The sequence below is a fragment of the Nocardia carnea genome, from assembly GCF_029868325.1.
In the GTDB taxonomy this organism is placed as follows: domain Bacteria; phylum Actinomycetota; class Actinomycetes; order Mycobacteriales; family Mycobacteriaceae; genus Nocardia; species Nocardia carnea_C.
Genome location: NZ_JARWNW010000317.1, coordinates 1 through 20,312 on the forward strand (window position 1 = coordinate 1; position 20,312 = coordinate 20,312).

Consider the following 20,312-nt stretch of genomic DNA (forward strand, 5'->3'; position numbering starts at 1 on the left):
GAACGGACCATTGCGTGGTTGACCGGATACCGGCGCCTGACGATCCGCTACGAACGACACGGCCACCTCTTCGCAGCATTTCTACAACTCGCCGCAGCTCTCACCTGCTACAAGAAACTCACCACGTAAGACGTCCTCTAAGAAGCACAGCAGTAGTTCCGCGCCGGGCCTGTCGAAGCCGCCCGGCCCGGCAACCTGCGTGCGATCAACCGGCTTTGACCTGCTGCTAGCCTCGGTACGGCATAGGGGGACACCATCAGTCCGGACACGAGAGGTGAACAGTGGCAGCGAGTCGGCGTCAGCTGATTCTGACCGAATCGGCTCGGCTATTTTCTGAACGAGGACTGTCCGCGACGACGATCCGGGAGATCGCGGATGCGGTGGGCCTGAACTCCGGAACGCTGTATCACTATTTCAACTCCAAGGACGCGATCTTCTCCGAGATCCTGACGAGTTTCCTCACCGATCTGGTGCAACGCTACGAAGCCGTCCTGAACGGGGCCGGTACGGCTCGTCACCGGCTCACCCTGATGGTTCGTGTTTCGCTGGAAGTCGCAGATCAGCACCCTTATGCCACCGAGATCTACCAGAACGAACTGGAGAGTCTCAGCGCGCTGCCCGGTTACCCACAGATCGCCGAGGCCGTCGAGTTCTCCCATCAGGCGTGGCACGGGATCACCGAAGAAGGGGTGCGCAACAGCGAATTCAACTCCGGCATAGATACCTTCGAGTTCCAGCGGATGATGCGCGAATGCGTGTTCCAGTCGGTGCGGTGGCATCGGAAAACGCTCGCGGCCGATATCGAGGCGATCACCGCCACAGTGACATCGGTCTTTCTGGACGGATTCGCACCGGCGCGGCCCGAAAGCTCCGATACAGTACCGGAACCGGCCCGGGTGGGTGAACGGCGCCCGCAGCTGCCCGCGAAGCCGGTTCGCGAACCGGCCGGCGACGCGGTGGATGCGCTGCGTTCCGAGCTCGATGCACTGCGTTCCGATATGCGCGCCATGCACGACATGGTCGAATCGTTGTCCAAACCACCCCTCGGTGACGTCGGCGGCGATTGACCGAACCGGGGCGACGGCATGCCGGGGCGCCGTGCGCAACCCTGCCGTTCCCGTGATGCCGCCGTCCCGCGCGGATACTGCGCACCGGCCGCAGACACCGACAGGTACCGGTTGGTGATCGACCTCCGCTCCGGATTGCGTTCGGTAGCGGCGTATTCCGGCACGCTGCGCAATCGGGCTTCGATCGTCCGGCAGAGCCGGATCTGTGGACGCCCGTTACGAGCGGACCAGGGCGAATACCGTGTCGGTCGCTCGACGTACCCTGAGCGCCGATGAGTATTCGAGGCGTAGAGGGTGCGTACCAGGGGGCTCTTCGGGCGTTCAAGACCCCGATGCTCGATTTGCTCCACCAAACGTATGCCCCGTTTGTGGTGACCATGCTGGCGACGGTGTTCACGGCCGACCGGCCCGCGGTCGCGGTGGCGGATGCGCATGCGGAGATCGGTGATGCGCTGAACCAGTTGCGGGCCGCGGGTTACGGCGAGGAGGACAGGTTGCCGCTGCCCGCGGGCAATGCGCGCGATCTGTGCCGGCAATGGGTGAACGCCGGCTGGCTGGTGCGGCAGGTGCTGGACAACCAGGTCGAGGTGTATCGGCTGTCCGCGCACGGGGTGGGCGCGCTCGAAGTCGCGGGCCGGGTGGGTGGTTCCCGGACGCGGGTATCGGAATCGCGGGTACGGACCTTGCTGGATGCCGTGGAGCGATTGGCGCAGGACGCCGACCCGGATGTGATGGCCCGGATCGCGCGGCTGGAGCTGGAGATCCGGCAGCGGCAGCAGGAGCTGCGCAGACTCGAGCGCGGCGGTCCCGTGGAAACCGTCGACGACGATCGGCTGGTGGAGGAGGCGGAGAACGTCCTGCATCTGGCGCGGGAACTACCGGCGGATTTCGCCCGGGTCACCGAATCGATCAAGGCCATGCAGCGCGATGTGGTCGCCGATCTGCGGCAGGACGCCCGCCCGACAGGTGAGGTGCTGCGCGAATACCTGGCGCGCGGGCAGCAGATCATGGACGCGACTCCGGAGGGGCGGGCGTTCGCAGGAGCATTGCGCCTGATCGGCGACCCGGAGCGGATCGACGACTTGTCGAGCCGGTTGCGCACCGTGTTGCGTCACCCGTTCACCGCACAGTTGACCGAGCCGCAGCGGCGGGAGTTCACCGATATCGCGCGGCGGATCGAACGCGGGGTCAAGGAGGTGCTGGCCGCACAGCGGCAGGCGTCGCATGTGATCACCACTCAGGTCCGCAACCACGACCCCATGCGGGACCGGCAGGTAGACGATCTACTGCGGGAGGTAATGACCGGTTTGCACCGCTGGGTCCCCCACTCACGCCACCGGGAGCCGGTCATACCGCTGCGCCGCCTACCGGCCGCGAGCATCGAGCATCTGCGGCAATCGTCGAGCGACCCTCGCCCACCACAACCGCCCGCGCCCCTGGCCGAATGGAATGAGGACACGATGCCCGATACCGATACCCGGGCCTGGGGCGGTCCGAAATACGCGGCACTGGACGAACACCTGGCCCGATTCGCGGGGGGTGCGGGCACAGTCGATATCGCGGCCGCTTTCGGCGCGGCGCCCGAGGAGATCCGCCGCCCGGTCGACCTGCTCGGCCTGCTCGAGCTGGCGCATCGCACGGGGATGACCGAAACCGAATCCGTCGTCACCGTCGAAGCCATCCGCCCGGACCGGACCCGGCGGCGCTTCGCGCTCGGTGGTGTGGTCGCGGCGAACGCCGAGGCAGCCGATGAGTGAATCGGACACGGTCGACGAGGCGTGGCCGAAGAACGAGGTCACCGGGTTCATCGACCCGGTGTCGATGGAAGAAGATCCGACCGAACTGTTCGCCGGCGACAGGGGGACGCTCGACGCCGAGGTGCGGCGGGTGCTGGTCCGGCTGCTGCAACGGCGCTTCCTGTCGGCCGACAAGTACCCGGCGCAGTGGCGGACGCTGCTGGAGAACCAGCAGCTCATCGAATCACGGTTGCATGATCTGTTCGTCCGGCTCGTCGTCGACCACGATCGCGGTATCGCCTACAAACAGCAGGTGCGTTCGGCGGAGGTGGATGTGCCGATCCTGTTGCGGGACGACCCCTACAACCGGGCCGAGACGCTGGTGCTGGTGCATCTGCGCACGGTATTTCAGCAGGAACGGGTCGCGGGTGAGGCCTCGGCGCGAGTCGATATCGAAGAGCTGGAGCAGACAGTACTGACCTACTTCGACCCCGACGACACCAATATGGCCCGGGGACAACAGGAGATCCGCAGCGCGGTGACACGGTTGGCCAAGGAGGGGCTGATGGAAGAGGAGACCGCGGGCCGTTACCGGATCACACCGCTGGTGGAGGTCGTGATGAGTACGGAGAAGCTGAGCGAGCTGAGCCGATGGTTGCGGGAGCGCAACGACGGCCCGGACCACGAGGTCACCGCGGAGGTCGCGCCGTGAGCATGATCGACACGTTGTTCGGGCTGGTCCCCGAATCGTCCCGCGGACAGCAGTGGGTGGCGCTGGACCTGCAGCTGGTGAACTGGGGCGGATACGACGGACACCACCGGGTGCGATTCGCACCCGGCGCAACCCTGCTGTGCGGAGAGTCCGGGTCGGGCAAATCGACCCTGATGGACTCCTATATCGCGTTGATCATGCCGCATACGATGCCGTTCAACGGCGCCTCCAACGGGGGCGTCGTGGGCCGGCCGCGGGGTAAGGATCAGCGCAATATCCTGTCGTATGCGCGGGGCAAGCTCGACGAGTCCCGTGCCGGCGGTGAGACGAAGGCCCGGGTCCTGCGCGGCGACGGCCGTGACACCTGGTCGGCGATCGCGATGACCTGGGCCGACCGGTCCGGGGCACGGTTCACGGCGGTCCGGGCGTGGTACGTGCCGTCGGCGGCGCGCTCCCTCGAAGATCTCGTCCAGATCCGCGCCACCTGCGACCAGCCGTTCGACCTGCGCACACTCGCGGGTCCGGCAAACAAACGGCTGGCCGAGTCCGCGGTGAAAGCACTCGGGTTGACCTGCTACCCCACCGACCGCGAGTACACCGCCCGGCTGCACACCGCGCTCGGTATCGGCGCCGCCGGTGACGGGAACAAAGCGGTGGCACTATTGGGCCGGATTCAGGCCGGTCAGCAGATCACCACCGTCGATGCCCTGTACAAGACGATGGTCCTCGAGGAACCGTCCACGCTGACCACCGCGGACGAGGTGGTCAAACAGTTCGACGAACTCGCCGGCACCCGCACCCAGATGACCACCGCGCGCCGCCAGGTCCGGGCACTGACACCGATCCGGGAACACCGCCGCATCATCGCCGACGCCGCCGGACGCGCCGAGCTGATCGACAGCCTCGGTTCGCTCACCGATTCGTCCTCGCCCGCCGGGCTGTGGCGGTACGAACGCCGTGCCGAGCTGCTGCAAGCGGCCGAAGCAGAACTGCAGCGACGCCGGGGACAGGCCGAGGAAGCCGTCGCCGCGGCCTCGGCACTGGCCAAGGGGGCAGAAGCCGAACTGGGCGGGATCACCGAGACACTGCGCGCGTCCGGCGGCGACAGGCTGGAAAGGGCCTGCGGGGCGCTACGTGAGGTGGACAAACGGTTCGACGAGGTCGAACGGGCACGGCACCGGCTCGAGAAGTCGCTGGCAACCCTCGGCGCCACGGTATCCGACGGGGACGATTTCGCTGCCCTGGTCACCCAGGCGCACCGGCTGCTCGGGGACCAGAAGGCCAGGCAAACCGCGCAGAACCATTTCGCCGAAGCGAAGACCCAGCAGACGAGCGTAACCCGGGAACTGGAGGAACTACGGTCGGAACGTCAAGCCGTCGCCGCCCGCCGGGACAACATCCCCAGCGAGCTGCACTGGGCGCGGGCCGCCCTCGCGGAGGCCGCCGGTCTCACCCCGGAACAGCTGCCGTTCGTCGGCGAACTGATAGAAGTACGCACTGAATTCGAGCCGTGGCGCGAAGCGTTCAACCTGGCCCTGGGCGGGTTCGCCACCAAGATGCTGATCGATATCGCCCACCTCAATACCTTCCGCGAAAAAATCAACACCGTGCGCACCGCGCGGCGTATCCAGTTCGAGGGCGTGCGGACCGGGCTCCGTGACGAGATCGGACTAGACGATCGCCGGCTACCCGGCCGCCTCGACTACCGCCCCTCCGCGTTCACCGCCTGGCTCAAGAACGAACTCGTCGACCGGTTCGACTACGTCTGCGTCGAAACGCCACGTCTGCTTCCGCAGCACCGCAAAGCGCTCACGATCACCGGCCAGATATCGGACGGCGCCCGCGGCGCGCACGGCGGCCAGGGCCGGGCCAATGTCCTCGGCTTCACCAACGACCGGTTGCTGACCCGCCTCGACGAGCAGATCCGCACCGCCGAGGACCGCGCATCCGTCGCCGACGCACGGGTCGAGGAGACACAGGCCGACCTCGACTCCTTCGAAGACCGCCGCAGCGCCTACCGAACCCTGACCGAACTGTCCTGGGATCAAGTGGATACGGACGCGGTTGCGGCCGAACGGGACCGATGGATACAGATCATCGACGAGGTCCACTCCGGTAACCCCGAAATCGACCGGTTGCAGAAGCAGGTGGACGAGCTCACGGACAAGGTCGACGACCTCAACGAGAAGGCGGTCCGGGCCAAGCTCGAACAGGAAGACCTCGAGAAAGCGTGGGAACACACCACGGCAGAAGCCGAACGCGCCGGCCGGGAACTCGAGACCGCCCGCCGCTGCGGCCGCGAGGTGACCGCCGAACACCGCGCCTACCTGGCGGGACTGTTCGGCAACGACAACACCGGCGATATCCCGGCCGCCAAAGCCCTGGAGGCGTTCGACGCCGCCACCGACCGTGTCGCCGACCGGCTCACCACCGATCTGCGGGCGGCGGAGAACGCCATCGAGAGCGCCCGGAACAGACTGTCCGAAACGTTCTCGACCTTCGTCGAGCGCTGGCCGAACCCGAACCTGGGCACCGACCCGGACGATTCCTACGACGATTTCGAACGCCTGCTCACCGACCTGGAAACCAGCCGCCTGCACGAACTCGAAAACCAATGGCGCGACAGCCTGCTGAAACTGTCCGGTAACGACCTCACCAGCCTCGACAGCGAACTTGCCTCGGCCATCCGGGAAATCCGCGACCGGATCGAACCGGTCAACCGCATCCTCGCCGGCCTCCCCTTCGCCGACGACGACCACCGGCTGCAGATCGACCCGCAGGAAAGCCACTCCACCGTCCGCGCCCGCTTCCGCAAGGAACTCCGCGACGTCCGCCGCCTGATCGACCAGGCGAACACCGACACCGACCGGGAACGCGCCTACACCCGGATGGCCAAGGTCATCGACCGTATCCGCCGCACCGCCCCCGATTTCGCCGACCTGATCGACGTCCGCAACCACATCCGCATCAGCGCCGAAAAACGCGACGCCGCAGGCGAACACGTCGCCCTCTACGACCATATCGGCGAAAAATCCGGCGGCGAATCCCAGGAACTCGTCGCCTTCATCGTCGGCTCGGCACTGCGCTACCAACTGGGCGACGCCGGCGCCGAACGCCCCCGCTACGCCCCGGTCTTCCTCGACGAAGCCCTCATCAAAGCCGACGCCCGCTACACCGGCCGCGCCATCGGCGCCTGGCGCGGCCTGGGCTTCCAGCTCATCATCGGCGCCCCCAACGACAAGAACAGCGCCATCGAACCGCACGTCGACGCCGAATACCTGGTCCTCAAGAACGCCGAGAGCCGCTCCTGGGCCAAACCCATCATCGGCATCCCTCCGGAGGACGAGTGAGCCCCGCACTTATCGCATCGAAGGCGGCTCCCGAGGCGCTCCGGAACAAGATCGAGCAGAAATGGGCTCCGGCGATGCGCCGACCACGGGGTGAACACCACACGGCCGGGCGCCCGCTCGAACCGTCCTCGACCAGGCTCGTGATCAGTACCCGCAGCTGACCACGATGCGGCGCCGACAGGTCGCAGGCCTGGCCGTATCGACGCCGATATACCGAGATCGGGTCACGCGAGTGCGGCCGCGAGGCGGCGCCACTGTTCGCGAGGGAACGCCTGCGGGTCGGCGTCGAGCACCTGTACACACACATGGTCGGCGCCGGCAGCTCGATGCTCGGCGACTCGACGCAGGATCGCTTCCTCGTCACCCCAGGCGATGATCGCGTCGAAGAGGCGATCGCTCACGGTGTCGACATCCTCCTGCGTGAAACCCGACCGCAGGATGTTGTTCGCGTAGTTCGGCAGCTGGAGGTAGCTGCGCAGCCACTCCATGCCGATGGACCGCGCCTCACCGGCGTCGGTGGTGAGGATAGCGGTCTGCTCAGGGAGCAGCAGCGGTCCGTCGCCGAGGGCGGCGCGGGCGGTGGCGGTGTGCTCCGGCGTGACCAGGTAGGGGTGGGCACCACCGGCCCGGGTCGCCGACAGGTGCAACATCTTGGGCCCGAGGGCAGCCAGGACCCGCGCGTCCGCGGGGACCGGCCGCTCGAGCGCATCCAGCGCGTCGAGATATGCGCGGGTCGCGGCCAAAGGCTTGCGGTAGCGCCCCGGATCACCGGCGTCGATCAACGGTGCGTGGCTCACGCCGATACCGAGCAAGAACCGGTCGCCGTACGTACCGGTCAGGGACGCGAACCGGGCCGCGACATCCGCCGGTTCGTGCATCCACAGGTTCAGGATCCCGGTCGCTACGACGATTCGCTCCGTCGCTCCCAACAGGTTCTCCACGGCCTCGAACACCGGACCGCCGACGTCGGGAATCCACACCGCGGCATAGCCCAGCCCCTCGAGCTCGGCCGCCGCCTCCGCAGCTTCGGCCCGGTCGCCGTAGCGCAGCTGCGAACTCCAAACCCCAACGCCCGAAAGCTGCACAAACCCTCCTGGAGCCGTGATGCGTACGCCGGTACCGGAATCCGGCCTTGCGGTAGGGATGCTACTGCACAGCGGGTCGATCGGATCAGCACCTCCGGGAGTGGGGCCGGCCGCCTACGTAGGTTCCCGGCCAGTGGCCACCCACCGCCCGTACGGCGGCGCTCAGCAACCACCTGCCGCCAGTCGGCCGCATCGCGAATATGCCCTGTCCGTGAAGAGCGGACTCCATCAGCATTTCCGCAGGTGAGACCCACGATTTTGCCTCGCCCGTCCGATCAGATACTCTTGCTGGGCACACCGGTCCGGGTGGCGGAATGGCAGACGCGCTAGCTTGAGGTGCTAGTGCCCGATATAGGGCGTGGGGGTTCAAGTCCCCCTCCGGACACAACCAGTACACCTTCGCACCCCTCCTGACCTGCAGCTACGTAGGACTGTTCTTCTCCGCTTCGGATTCGATCGACGGAGAATCGCAGGCAGAGGCGCGTGGGGGTTCGATTCGGCCTAACCTCAGAGAACACTGAGCAGCCAACAGGCCAGCGCGAGGCCCGGACGCCGCTTAGGCTGCGGACAGCGGCGGCGGCTTGGCTTCACGTCCGGCGATCTCGATCTGGTCTTGGATCGCTTGGGTGGTTTCCCGCACGACGGAACGCGGCCCATTGAGAGGAATTCCACTGACCAGCGCCGACTCTGCGAGGAGAACGCTGTGCCGCTGCCCCAGATTCCGATTGGTTGTAGGCCATACCGCGCCCCAGTGGCTGCGGTTGAGGAGACCGAGCAAACCACCGAACAACGCTGGGAATGGTCCGACGAGGTCGCCGCCCTGCACGGCTACTCTCCCGGCGAAGTGCAACCCACCACCGAGTTGCTGCTCTCCCAGAAACACCCCGACGACCGCGCCGAGGTCGCCGACACCCTGGCCATGGTGACCCAGACCGGGCAGCCCTTCAGCAGCCGCCACCGCGTCATCCACACCGCCGGCCGCACCCGTCATGTCCTGGTCGTCGGCGAACCGGATGCACGACGACACCGGCGCCGTGGTCGGCACCACCGGGTTCTACATCGACGTCACCGACGCTCTCGACGAGGAACGCCAGCAAACCTGGACCAGCTGCTACCCGAGAAGATCGCGGCCCGCGAAGCGATCGAACAAGCCAAAGGCGCGTTGATGATGGTCTACGGCATCACCGCCGACCAGGCCTTCCAGGTCCTGGTGTGGTGCTCTCAGGAGACCAATACCAAACTCCGCGAACTGGCCACCACCCTGGTCTCTGCGGTCCCCGGCTTCGGTGGCGCCGACGTCCGGCTACGCACCCGCTTCGACCAGGAGTGGTAGTGGCGCCCACAGAACGGACACCGACGAAACGATCGGCCCCGCTGGGCCCGGAGTCCCTGCTGTGGAAACACATCGGTGATCGCCGCTTCTATCTGCTCTTCGGCCGGATCGGCCTGCTCGAGAGCATACATCCGGCCGTCGGGGCGGCCCTGACGCAGCACTCGGACTTCTTCAGCGACCCGTGGGGGGCCGGCTGCTGCGTTCGCACACGCCGATCATGCGGTCGGTATACGCACATGACGGCGACCTGTGGGCGGTCGAGCTTCGCGATTACCACCGAGGAATCTCCGGTGACGACGCGAGCGGAAACCGCTATCACGCGCTCGATCCCGAGGTGTACTGGTGGACCCACATGACCTTCGTCGAGATGGTCATCGCTATCAACGATCTCTTCGGCACCCCACTCACCGCGGCCGAGGAGGGCTCGCTCATACGCGAGGCAGTCACGTGGTGGCGGCGCTACGGGCTTTCGGAACGGCCGGTCATCGACGACTCAACCACATCGCCTACGAGGCCCTCCGCAAGTACTGATGATTGTTCCCGCACTGTCCGGTCCCGCCGAAACGGAAAGCAGAATCCCTTGAAACCGACCGCGATCGTCACCGGCGCATCCTCCGGCATCGGCGAAGCCACCGCCAGACTCCTTGTGCACCGAGGCTATGCGGTGATCGGCACCAGCCGGCACACCGCAGCCCTCGACGACGACCGACGCATCCCCGGCGTCGACTACCGGGATCTCGACCTGACCGATCCGGACTCGATCAGTCACTTCACCCGCGGACTCGGCGCGGTGGATGTGCTGGTCAACAACGCCGGGGAAAGCCAGACCGGACCGCTCGAGGAATTACCACGCGACGCGATTGAGCACCTGTTCGCACTGCATGTACTCGGCCCGGTCGAACTGACCCAGCAACTACTGCCCGGCATGCGCGAGCGCGGGGCCGGGCGCATCGTCATGCTCAGCTCGATGATGCAAGCTTCCCCATCCCCCACCTGTCCTCCTACGTCGCCTCCAAGGCCGCCATCAAGGGATTCGCCACAGCGGCGCGGCTCGAACTGGCACCCTTCGGAATCGAGATCACCACCGTCGAACCCGGCTCGGTCGACACCGGGCTGCGCGAACGACGCACCAAATACCTGCGCGACGGCTCGCCCTACCAGCAACAGTACGAGAAACTCCGGTCGGCACTGGACGCCCATCAAGAGCACGGCATCACCCCCGACAAAGTGGCCGCGACCATCCTGCGCGCGGTCCACGATCCGCGTCCCGCACCGCTGTACGCGGTCGGCAGCAACGCCCCGCTCGCCTTCACCGCGCGCCGGCTGATGCCCCGCACGGTCGTCGAACGCATCGTCGCCCGGAACCACGGCCTGTGAAAGTCCACCATTTCAATTGCGGCACAATGCGTTTACCTGGCATCAAGCTCGTATGCCACGTCCTGCTCGTGGAAACCGACAGCGGACTCGTGCTCGTCGACACCGGATTCGGGCTCGGCGACATCGCCGACCCCGGGCATCGCATCGGCAACTACCGCTGGTTCGCGCGCCCGGCCCTGCAGCCCGCCCAGACCGCGCTCCGCCGGCTCGAAAACCTCGGCTACCACCGCGCGGACGTGCGCCACATCGCACTCACCCACCTCGACGTCGACCATATCGGCGGAGTCTCCGACTTCCCCGGCGCGACAGTGCACGTGACACAAGCCGAGGTACAAGCCATGCGCGCACCCCGCACGCTGATCGAGAGGGCTCGATACCGGCACAGCCGCTGGATCCTCGACGCTCCGCTGGTGGAACACGACCCCACCGGCGAACCCTGGCACGGATTCCCACAAGCCCACGAACTGACCGAAATCTCCTCAGGAATAGCGCTCATCCCACTACCCGGCCACTCCCGAGGACACACCGCCGTCGCAGTCGACGCAGGCCACCGATGGATCATCCACGCCGGAGACGCCGCCTACCTCCACAGCACTCTCGATCGGACCGGGTCGACACCGCTCGCCCTCGCCCTCCAAGAACGGATGACCACCCACAACCTCGACCAACTCCGCGAAAGCCGCCGCCGACTGGCCGAGCTTCACCAACGCCACGACCCGACACTGACGATCGTCACATCCCACGACCCCGAGCTCCTCGCACACGCCCGAGACACAGCCTGACCCGTCAGACCCGCCCGGCGCCCCCGCTGCCTACCGTGAGCGACCGAGACTTGTCAGAACTGCCAGCGCCGAACGCTCACCTGAAGCCGCGGCGTCGGCCAGCGACGGCACGTCGAGTTGGTAGTCGCCGGCGAGATAGATGGTGCCGAGTGGGTCGCGCAATGTGGGGAGCGTTGTGCGTCGGCCGGGCGCCCAGAACGGGACGACTCGGCGATGCCTGCGCAGAATGGGCTCCCCCAGCTTGCCTTCCAGTTCGGGCAGCACGCTGATCAGGTCGTTCCTGAAGCGCGACACGATGTCTTCGTCGGGTAGGTCGAGCAGTGCGTCGGCCTTGCCACCGCCGGCGAAACACGCCAAGGCGCCACCCGGTTTGCGGTCGTCGCCGGTGCGCAGCGCCGCCGCATGATTGAATACCGCTTGGAACGACAACTGCGGCGCGGAGATGGCGAAGTACTCGTCCCATCGCTGCGGGCCGGCCTCGTCGGTGAAGAACCCGACCACGACGTAACGACCGTAGGTGATGTCGTTGAACGCGTTGCGGTACTGCTGCGGCAGGTCGGGAATGATCCCTTTGGTGATGTCGGCGGGCGTGGTGACGATCGCGCGCGCGGCCCGCAACCGCTTGGGCACCGCACCGTCGAGGTAGTCGACGATCACGCCGTCACCGTCGTGGCGCACCGAGTGCACCACCGAGTTCAGGCGGATGCGAGGGCCCAGATCCTCGGTCAGCACATCGGTCAGCGTCTGATTACCGCCAACGGGCAGCGAGAAGTTCGGGACCTTCTCCGGGTCGGTCAGCGCGATGCCGACCGAGTAGACGAACTGGGCGGCGGCCGTCTCGTCCGGATCACAGCCCATCCACTGCGCCGACCACGACCGGACGATCGTGGCGGCCAGTTCCGAGCGCACGCCGTTCAACAGATACGACGCCGGCTTGGACTCGAGCCGAGCCCGTACCCGCTGGGCGAAGTGGCTCTGCGACTCGAGAAACGGCGCGGCCGAGAGGATGCGCGCCCCGACCATGGCAAGGCCGAGCCGGTCCCTCATTGTCATGCGTGTGCGGAACATGAGCGCCAGCGGATTCGAGGTATCGACCGTGGAACCGTTCAAGTGCAACGCGACGCTCTTGCCGGCGAGCGAACCCAACTCGATGTTGTGCCGTTCCAGCGCGTCGATCAGCGTGCCGGTGCCCTCGGTGAACTGGGTGCCGACATTTATCCAGTAGTCGGCCTGGCGGACGGTGTCGACGCGTCCGCCGGTGCGATCGGTGGACTCGAGCACCACGACCTCGGCCGCGGGGGCCAGGGTGGTCGCGGCCGTCAGGCCCGCCATTCCGGCGCCGATCACGACGACCTCGGTAGTTTCTTCCTGCGTATTTTGCGTTGGCATTTCGTCTCCTCACCCGCCCGACGACAGTGCGGCGTTCACGCCGTGACGGGGGCGTCACCGGCCACTGCCGGGGCGTCGGCCTTTTTGTTGTAAGCATCGAAGGCGCGGTATGCGCGGTAGTACGTGAACATCTGCAGGCCCCAGGTGGAGAGCGCGAAAATATAGAAGATGGTGTGCTCTGCGTCGTCGCCCGGAATCTGGACGAAGTCGTAGGTCGCGGCGATCAAGAATCCGCACGCCGTCGCGATTGCGGCCCACACCGCGTGCCCACGCTCACCGATCTCCCAGAGCCGCTTGGAGAAATAGATCAGGAAGAACGTCGTGAGGACGTTGACCACAATGTAGAAGATCTTCCCCGGGGTGCCGAGCTCCTCGGCGTAGACGCTCAAGGCGAAACCGACCACACCCGCCAAGGCGAACGCGCCGACGTCGACCGCCACCGAAGGCTTGTACCGATGGGTGACCTTCATCAACCCGAGTACCAGGATCAGCGTGATGCCGACCGAGCGCGAAAAGGCGTCCAGGAAGTAGGCGAACGCGTACATCGGGCTGTCGTGACCGGCTTTCAGCAGGCCGTAGATCAGGAAGTTCGTTCCCGATGTCGCCACGATGATCCACTCGATTCCCAGCAGATAATTCCGGTAATGCCGGATGAATTTGATGCCGTAGGTGAATCCGACGGCGATCATCCAGATGTCCGCGACCGCGAAAAGCAGTTCCTTGATCGACATTGATCTTCTCCTTGAAAGGTGTCACCCGCCGTCAGCGGCAAAGGGTGGTTTCGTCGGCGCTGCCGTGCGATCGAAGACCGGGAATCGTCTCGCTCCGGCGCATCCATGGGCCCGATATCCGGCCGCCGAGCGGGTGCGCGCCCGGCTCTAACCGGGTCGGTGTGTGATGCCAGTCATAACGCTACAGCTACTGGGTCATATGATCAAGCCATTTGACCACGTTTCCCGCTTGCCAACCGGCCCAGCCCGGAGCCGGTCGCAGTGGTGAAACGCAGACCATGCAGAGCCGCCGAACTCGACGGGGCTTCGGCAGCTCGCGACCCGGTCAGCCCGCGAGCTGGCCGGGCAGGGCGCCGGTGATGATCTGCCGCGCTTCGGCGAGGATGCCGTCGACCACCTCGGCGCAGCTACCGATGTCATGGATCAGCCCCTGGGCCTGACCGGCCCACCACAGCCCACCGTCGACATCGCCGTTGCCGTACACCCGCTCGCGGGCACGGGCTCCGGCGGCCAGGTGGGCGATGTCGTCGAAGGCCGCGCCGGGCTCGCGGGAAATCGCGGCGATCTCCTCCGATACCGCATTGCGGGCGACGCGGGCGGAGTTGTGGAACTCGCGGAACACGATGAGGGTGTCGCGTTCACTGTTGTCGACGATCTGCCGCTTGACGTTGTCGTGGATGGGCGCCTCGGTGGTAGCCATGAACCGCGTGCCCATGTTCACCGCGCACGCGCCGAGCGCCAGGGCTGCGACGAGCCCTGCGCCGGTGGCGATTCCACCGCTGGCGATGATCGGGACGGTCAGTGCTCGCGCGGCGGCAGGGATCAGTACGAGACCGGGGACATCGTCCTCACCGGGGTGCCCAGCGCATTCGAAGCCGTCGATGCTGACCGCGTCCACACCGAGCTGCTGCGCCTTGAGCGCGTGACGGACGGTGACCGCCTTGTGGATCACCTGCACGCCCGCCGCCTTGAAAGCGGGCAGGTGGGGCCGCGGATTACCGCCCGCGGTTTCGACGATGGTGATGCCGCTTTCGACGATGGCGTCGCGGTATTCGTCGTAGGGCACCGGCTTGATGGTCGGCAGGATCGTCAGGTTCACACCGAAGGGCTTGTCGGTGAGATCGCGACAGCGGTTGATCTCCTTGACCAGCGCCTCGGGAGTGGGCTGAGTAAGGGCGGTGAGAAATCCGAGAGCCCCGGCGTTGGCCACGGCGCCGATCAGATCCGCGGTGCCGACGGCGGTCATGCCGCCACAGACGAGGGGGTGCTCGATGCCGAACGTCTCGGTGAAGGTGTTGCTGAACATGTACATCCCAATCTAATAATAGTCAATTGTCTTAGTCGAACGACTATGTTGGTCGGGGACCAAACATTGTCGGTGAGGAGAACACCAGTGACCACCAACGCTCTCTGGCTGGACGACATCTCGGTCGGAGATCGCTTCCGCACCGGCGACTACGATCTCGGGGCCGATGCCATCGTCGGCTTCGCCACCGCATGGGACCCCCAGCCGTTCCACCTCGGCGAGGACAGCGCGAAGGACACCTTCTTCCAGGGCCTGGCGGCCAGCGGCTGGCACACCGCCGCGATCACCATGCGTCTGTTGGTCACCACGGGACTGCCGTTGGCCACCGGCATCATCGGCGCCTCCATCGATTTGGCCTGGCCGACACCTACCCGGCCGGGGGATCGCCTGCACGTGGAACTGGAGGTGACCGACGTCCGCACTTCCCGATCCGATCCACGCCGCGGATTCATCACCGCGACTTACGACACACTCAACCAGCACGGCGAGGTCCGTCAGCACACCACCGCCCGGCTGCTGGCCTTCACACGGCCCTGACAGCGATCCGCGTGGCGCCGGCCGTCGATGGCGAGTCCTTCATCGACGGTCGGCGTGACCAGGTGTTCGGTTGGTGAGCAAGGACCAACGGTCGACGGCGCGGTCGGCGAGCCAACCGAGATACAGCGCGGGATTGCTGACGAAGCTGGGCCAGAACCGCTTGCTGCCGTGCCAGATCGCCTCCAGGTCCGCGTGCCGTGGCGCGCCGGTGACGTGATCGGCCAGCATATGCCCCACGTATTGCGCCTGGGCGAAGCCGTGGCCGTTGCAGGCCGCGGAGTACAGCATGTTCTCGGAGGCCTCTCCCGCGACTGGCAGCCAGGTGGAGCTCATGCCGATCCAGCCGCCCCAGGCCTGTGCCGGTTTGATGTCGCGCAGTCCGGGGAAGCGGTCGTGGAAGCCGCGGACGAGGTCATCGACGACGTGCGTGGCCGGAGTGCGGTCCGGCAGCGGGTTGCGACCTGCCTGGATGCGCCGGGTGCCGAACGCGATGGTGCCGCGCGGGGTGACGCGGTAGCTCTCCAGGATCATGTGGAGCGTCACCAGGGGCGCCCGGCTGGTCCAGCCGATGTCGTCGAGCCGTTCGGGCGGAATGGGTTCGGTTTCGACCAGCGACGTCCACACCGGCGTCGCCAGGTGCTTCGGCGCGATGGACAGGCTGTTGCTCGCGGCATTCGTGGTCAGCAGCGCCTTGCGGGCTCCGACCTTGCCGTGCGGGGTGGTCACGGTGACCCGTCCACCGGTGTCGACGACGTCGCGGGCAGGAGTCGACTCGTAGACGCGGACCCCGGCGGCGATCGTCGCGGCGCGCAACCCGACGGCGAACTTGCCCGGGTTCACGGTCCCACCGACACCTTCGCGGATGCCGCCGAGGAAGCCCTCGGGCAGGCCCGCCTCGGGGCCTTCGATGAATTCGCCCGACGATCCGGCTGCGGCCAGGACCTTCGCGTTGCGGCGCGCGTGCCGCAGTTGCCCCTTCGAGATCGCGGCCATCACGATGCCCTCTTGCCGATAATCGCAGTCGATCGCGTGACGCTCGATGGCGTCCTCGGCGAAATTCACCGCGTGCTCGGCGTAGCGGTACAGCTCACGCAACCGCTCACGCTTCAGCAGGAACCCCAGCAGCTCCGGATCGGCGGCGACCGAGTTCGTGATGTAGCCGGCGTTGCGGGATGTCGCGCCCCAGCCCAGCGTCTTCGCCTCGAGCAGCACCACGTCGACGCCCTTCTCGGCGAGGCGCAGGGCGGCCGACATGCCACCGCCACCGCCGCCGATCACGACGACGTCGCAGGTGATCTCTTCCGTCAGCGACGGTTCGGCCGTGCCGGGTTGTCCCGCCCATCCGGTGTCGTCGATCAACTTCATGGTGCCTACTCCGTTCCGTCTGCGGGGATGACCGCGGTGCCGCGGGCGCGCACCGCGACCAAGGGCGGTTGCAGGACGTGCGCGCGACCGGTGTCATCGGAGCCCCGGCAGAGGACGCGGAGCTCGAAATCGACCGTGCGGCTGCGGTTGCCCTTCTTCACCAGAGTTGCCTCGGCTTCGACGACGTCACCGCCGCGGATCGGGGCGAGGAATTGCACCGACGAGTAGCCGGCGAACAGACCTTCGTGGCCGTCCAGCTCGATCGAGAGGTTGGTGCCGACATCGCCGAAGAGCTTCAAGGCGTAGGCACCGTCGACGAGGTTACCGGCGTAGTGCGCGTCGGAGAAGGCGACATACCGCCGGTGGACTGCGCTGTTCATGCGATCTCCTCGTGGATCGGGCCGAGTGTGCGCGAGTGCGCGTTACCGTCGATCGCGACGCCGGGGTAGCCCCGTTTGGCGATCTCGGTGCACATGCGGCGGTACTTGCCGACACCACCCAGGTAGCCCATGAAGGTGTTGGGCTTGCCGTTGACGTTGGAACCCCGGTACCAGGAGTCGGTGGTCGCGTACAGCGTCTGGGATACGGTCCACTCGGTGATGTCCACCCACTCCTGCTGAGCTTCGGGAGTGGCCTCGATCAGAGTGGCGCCGGTGTCGCGGGCGTGTTCGATGAGGTCGGCGATCCAGTCGACGGCCTGCTCGATCGTCACTACCACATTGCTGGCGAGTGCAGGGCTCAGCGGTCCGCCGACCATGAAGAAGTTGGGGAAGCCGGCGGCCATCAACCCGAGGTAGGAGCGGATACCGTCACTCCACGCGTCCTGCAGCTTCGTGCCGGACGCACCGGTGAGGCCGAGCCCGAAGAGCGGGCCGGTGAAGGCGTCGAACCCGATGGCGAGCACGATGGCGTCCACCTCGTAGGTGCCGTTCGAGGTGACGATCGCGTTCTCGGTCATCGTCTCGATCGGCTCTTCGCGCAGTGACACCAGTGCGACGTTCGGCCGGTTGTAGGTCTCGTAGTAGTCGGTGCCGAAGACGCTGCGCTTGGCGCCGAGCGGGTGGTACCTGGGTACCAGCCGTTCCGCGGTGGCCCGGTCTTTCACGATCTCGCGGATCTTGTCGTGGATGAACTCCGACGCGGTCCGGTTCGCCTCCGCATCGAACAACAGATCGGCGAACTCGGCGCCGACGCCCTGGAACCCGCTGCGTTCGTAGGCCGCCTCGTAGCGACACTTGCGCTCCTCGTCCGAGACGTCGAAAGCCCGGTCGGTGACGGGGCGATCGGGGATGCCACCGGGCGAGTGCCTGCACTCCTCGCGGATGGCCGGGTAGTCGTCCTTGACGGCGGCGACCTGTTCCGCGGAGAGCACGCCGTTGCGGGCGGGCATCACGTAGTTCGGGGTGCGCTGGAAGACCGTGAGATGCTCGGCGACCTCGGCGATCAGCGGGATGGCCTGCACACCGGACGATCCGGTGCCGATCACGGCGACGCGCTTGCCCGCCAGGTCGTCGAGGGAGATGTTCCACCGGCTGGTCGACACCGTCGGGCCGGTGAAGTTCGACAGCCCCGGCACGTCGAAGTCCTTCGGTGTGGACAGCCCACCTGCACCCGAGATCAGGTAGCGGCTGCGCCGGACCTCGCCGTTGTCGAGTTGCACCTCCCAGAGCCGGTCGGCGGCGTTCCAGGTGCAGGCCACCACGCGGGTGTTGAAGGTGAAGTGCTTGCGCAGGTCGAAGCGGTCCGCGACGTGCTCGAGGTAGCCGAGGATCTCGGCCTGTGGGGCGAACCGCTCACTCCACGTCCACTCCTGCTGGAGTTGCTCGTCGAAGGAATACGAGTAGTAGATGCTCTCGACGTCACAGCGCGCGCCCGGATAGGTGTTCCAGTACCAGGTGCCGCCGACGCTCGGCCCCGCTTCGAATCCCGCGAAGGTCCAGCCCGCGGTCGTCAGCCGGTGCGAGAGGTACATGCCGGTGAAGCCGGCGCCGACACCGATGACGTCGACAACCCCGTGATCGGTGGTGGAGGTGGAGTTCATGGCAACAGTGCTTTCGTTGAGGGGTTCGATTACAGGGGAAGGTCGGGAGAATCGACGCCGACCACGCGGTCGCCGCAGAAAACCCGGACCGACTCACCGGGGGCGTGGCCGCCGATTCCGGAAGTGCCCCAGAAACTTTGGGCCGATCCGTCGGCCAGGTCGGCGACCTTGGCACCGTTGACACGCACCTCTCCCGACAGGAGCCGCGAGCCGACTTCGATCGCGCGGTCGAGGTCGCCGCCGAATACGTAGGCGTCCAGTCCCGACGGGTTGGCGTTGGCTACGCGCACGGCGTCCTCGTCGGACTCCACGGCGTGCAGGCTGATCAGCGGGCCGAACAGTTCGGCGGTCGCCAGCGACGCACCCACGCCCGTGGCCACGGTGGGCGACAGGAAGAAGCCGTCGAGGCCCGGCAGTTTCGCGGGCTGGTGGATGGTCGCGCCGTTGGCCCGCAGCTCTTCGATGCGGCTCTGCAGCGTGGCGAAGTGCGGGGCGTTCGAGATGGGACCGAGTTCGGTGCGCTCGTCGAGCGAGTTCCCTACCTCGATGTGGGCGATGCGGTCGAGCAGCGCCTCGAGTAGTGGCTCGACCAGGCTCTCGTGTGCCAGTACCTTTCCGGGGCCTTCGCACCATTGACCGTTGAGCTTGGTCATACCGTCGAGGATGCCGTCGGCAGCTACGTCGATATCGGCGTCGTCCAGGACCAGGGCCGGGTTGTTGCCGCCGAGTTCGAGCTGGAGCACCTTGAAGTCCTCCGCGGCCGCACGGGCGATCGCCCGGCCCGCACTCGGTCCGCCGGTGAAGGAGACGACCTTCACCCGGTGATCGCCGGTGAGGGCCGCGCCCACCTCACCTGCTCCGTGCAGCAGCTGCAGGGCCCCGTCGGGCAGGCCGGCCGCGACGAAGCTCTCGACGATGATCTGGGCGCTGCTCGGCGCATGCTCGGACGGCTTGAGGATCACCGGACAGCCGGCCGCCAGCGCGCTCACCATCTTCGCGGCGGGAATGAAACTCGGGCCGTTCCACGGGGTGAGGATGGCGGCCGGACCCCACGGGACCTTGTACAGCCGCACGTCACGCCCCCCGGCGTCGAGCGCGGTGCGACGCGGGATGGTACGAAGATCCGCGGCCGTGGCACGGATCCGATGCGGCAGGAACTGCGCGACCAGCCGAGCCTTGGCGATCGGTACGCCGCTAGTGAGGGCATCGGTGTAGGCGATGTCCTCGATCCGGGACTCGACGATGCCGGCCGCGCGCTCGATGACCTCGGCGCGTTCCTCGCTCGCCGCGTCATCCCAGCGTTCGAAACCGTAGGACTGCTCGGCGTGGCGCAGCGCGCGTTCCACATCCGTCGGCGTGGTGGTGACGGTACGGTGCACAGGCCGGCCGGTGTTGGGGTCGAGGTTCCATGCTCCGGGAATCGTCGCGCACTCGGACCAGTCGTCGGCGATGTAGTTGATCGGTTGGGGCAGTTGCGGTTTCGTCATCGGGGCTCCTTCGG

Annotated in this window: 15 protein-coding genes, 1 tRNA gene and 3 pseudogenes; 11 read left to right on the forward strand and 8 right to left on the reverse strand. The window is 66.7% G+C overall.

The window, feature by feature from the left end; all coding sequences use genetic code 11:
- The 5 genes and pseudogenes from QH196_RS32610 to QH196_RS31830 all read left to right on the forward strand — a co-directional run.
- Positions 1–129, forward strand: a pseudogene (locus QH196_RS32610) (transposase); the annotation flags it as partial.
- Between the two features lie 152 nt (positions 130–281).
- Positions 282–1,067 (forward strand): TetR/AcrR family transcriptional regulator, encoded by a 786-nt coding sequence (locus tag QH196_RS31815; protein WP_280419551.1) that lies wholly within the window; start codon positions 282–284, stop codon positions 1,065–1,067.
- A 272-nt stretch (positions 1,068–1,339) separates the two neighbouring features.
- The gene (locus QH196_RS31820) at positions 1,340–2,824 is read left to right on the forward strand and encodes a DUF3375 domain-containing protein (protein WP_280419552.1); all 1,485 of its coding nucleotides are present in this window, start codon (positions 1,340–1,342) and stop codon (positions 2,822–2,824) included.
- On the forward strand, positions 2,817–3,515 hold the full coding sequence (locus QH196_RS31825; protein WP_280419553.1) for a DUF4194 domain-containing protein: 699 nt from the start codon (positions 2,817–2,819) through the stop codon (positions 3,513–3,515). The genes QH196_RS31820 and QH196_RS31825 overlap by 8 nt, the downstream gene beginning before the upstream one ends.
- A gap of 2 nt (positions 3,516–3,517) precedes the next feature.
- A complete protein-coding gene (locus tag QH196_RS31830) occupies positions 3,518–6,865 on the forward strand; it encodes an ATP-binding protein (protein ID WP_280419572.1) in 3,348 nt (1,115 codons plus the stop codon).
- A gap of 224 nt (positions 6,866–7,089) precedes the next feature.
- On the opposite strand, the gene QH196_RS31835 is transcribed toward QH196_RS31830, so the two are convergent.
- Positions 7,090–7,950, reverse strand: a complete 861-nt coding sequence (locus tag QH196_RS31835) for an LLM class F420-dependent oxidoreductase (RefSeq protein ID WP_280419554.1) — start codon at positions 7,948–7,950, stop codon at positions 7,090–7,092.
- A gap of 300 nt (positions 7,951–8,250) precedes the next feature.
- Here QH196_RS31835 and QH196_RS31840 point away from each other — a divergent pair.
- The 5 genes and pseudogenes from QH196_RS31840 (at position 8,251) to QH196_RS31860 (ending at position 11,442) form a co-directional block, all read left to right on the forward strand.
- A tRNA-Leu gene (locus QH196_RS31840) sits at positions 8,251–8,335 on the forward strand.
- A gap of 366 nt (positions 8,336–8,701) precedes the next feature.
- The gene (locus tag QH196_RS31845) at positions 8,702–9,283 is read left to right on the forward strand and encodes a PAS and ANTAR domain-containing protein (protein WP_432279588.1); all 582 of its coding nucleotides are present in this window, start codon (positions 8,702–8,704) and stop codon (positions 9,281–9,283) included.
- Positions 9,283–9,710, forward strand: a pseudogene (locus QH196_RS32420) (oxygenase MpaB family protein); the annotation flags it as partial. The gene QH196_RS31845 and the pseudogene QH196_RS32420, both read left to right, overlap by 1 nt.
- A 153-nt stretch (positions 9,711–9,863) precedes the next feature.
- A pseudogene (locus QH196_RS31855) lies at positions 9,864–10,660 on the forward strand (SDR family oxidoreductase).
- Positions 10,657–11,442 carry an MBL fold metallo-hydrolase gene (locus QH196_RS31860; RefSeq protein ID WP_280419555.1) on the forward strand — a complete coding sequence of 262 codons (786 nt, stop codon included), beginning with the start codon at positions 10,657–10,659 and terminating at the stop codon, positions 11,440–11,442. The pseudogene QH196_RS31855 and the gene QH196_RS31860 overlap by 4 nt, the downstream one beginning before the upstream one ends.
- A 30-nt stretch (positions 11,443–11,472) precedes the next feature.
- On the opposite strand, the gene QH196_RS31865 is transcribed toward QH196_RS31860, so the two are convergent.
- From QH196_RS31865 to QH196_RS31875, 3 genes are all read right to left on the reverse strand, one after another.
- A complete protein-coding gene (locus QH196_RS31865; protein WP_280419556.1) occupies positions 11,473–12,831 on the reverse strand; it encodes a flavin monoamine oxidase family protein in 1,359 nt (452 codons plus the stop codon).
- 35 nt (positions 12,832–12,866) lie between these two features.
- The gene (locus tag QH196_RS31870; RefSeq protein ID WP_280419557.1) at positions 12,867–13,562 is read right to left on the reverse strand and encodes a transporter; all 696 of its coding nucleotides are present in this window, start codon (positions 13,560–13,562) and stop codon (positions 12,867–12,869) included.
- Positions 13,563–13,887: 325 nt separating this feature from the next.
- On the reverse strand, positions 13,888–14,868 hold the full coding sequence (locus QH196_RS31875; RefSeq protein ID WP_280419558.1) for an NAD(P)H-dependent flavin oxidoreductase: 981 nt from the start codon (positions 14,866–14,868) through the stop codon (positions 13,888–13,890).
- 87 nt (positions 14,869–14,955) lie between these two features.
- Between QH196_RS31875 and QH196_RS31880 the strand changes: the two genes are divergently transcribed.
- Positions 14,956–15,405: a MaoC family dehydratase gene (locus tag QH196_RS31880; protein WP_280419559.1), complete on the forward strand. Its 450-nt coding sequence runs from the start codon at positions 14,956–14,958 to the stop codon at positions 15,403–15,405.
- Positions 15,406–15,444: 39 nt separating this feature from the next.
- On the opposite strand, the gene QH196_RS31885 is transcribed toward QH196_RS31880, so the two are convergent.
- Genes QH196_RS31885 through QH196_RS31900 form a run of 4 tightly spaced genes read right to left on the reverse strand, consistent with a single transcriptional unit; the run spans position 15,445 to position 20,298 of the window.
- Positions 15,445–16,770: an NAD(P)/FAD-dependent oxidoreductase gene (locus QH196_RS31885; protein ID WP_280419560.1), complete on the reverse strand. Its 1,326-nt coding sequence runs from the start codon at positions 16,768–16,770 to the stop codon at positions 15,445–15,447.
- A 5-nt stretch (positions 16,771–16,775) separates the two neighbouring features.
- Positions 16,776–17,150, reverse strand: a complete 375-nt coding sequence (locus QH196_RS31890; protein ID WP_280419561.1) for a hotdog domain-containing protein — start codon at positions 17,148–17,150, stop codon at positions 16,776–16,778.
- Positions 17,147–18,811, reverse strand: coding sequence for a flavin-containing monooxygenase (locus QH196_RS31895; RefSeq protein WP_280419562.1), 1,665 nt, complete (start codon positions 18,809–18,811; stop codon positions 17,147–17,149). The genes QH196_RS31890 and QH196_RS31895 overlap by 4 nt, the downstream gene beginning before the upstream one ends.
- 29 nt (positions 18,812–18,840) lie before the next feature.
- A complete protein-coding gene (locus QH196_RS31900) occupies positions 18,841–20,298 on the reverse strand; it encodes an aldehyde dehydrogenase family protein (protein WP_280419563.1) in 1,458 nt (485 codons plus the stop codon).
- Positions 20,299–20,312 lie beyond the last annotated feature (14 nt).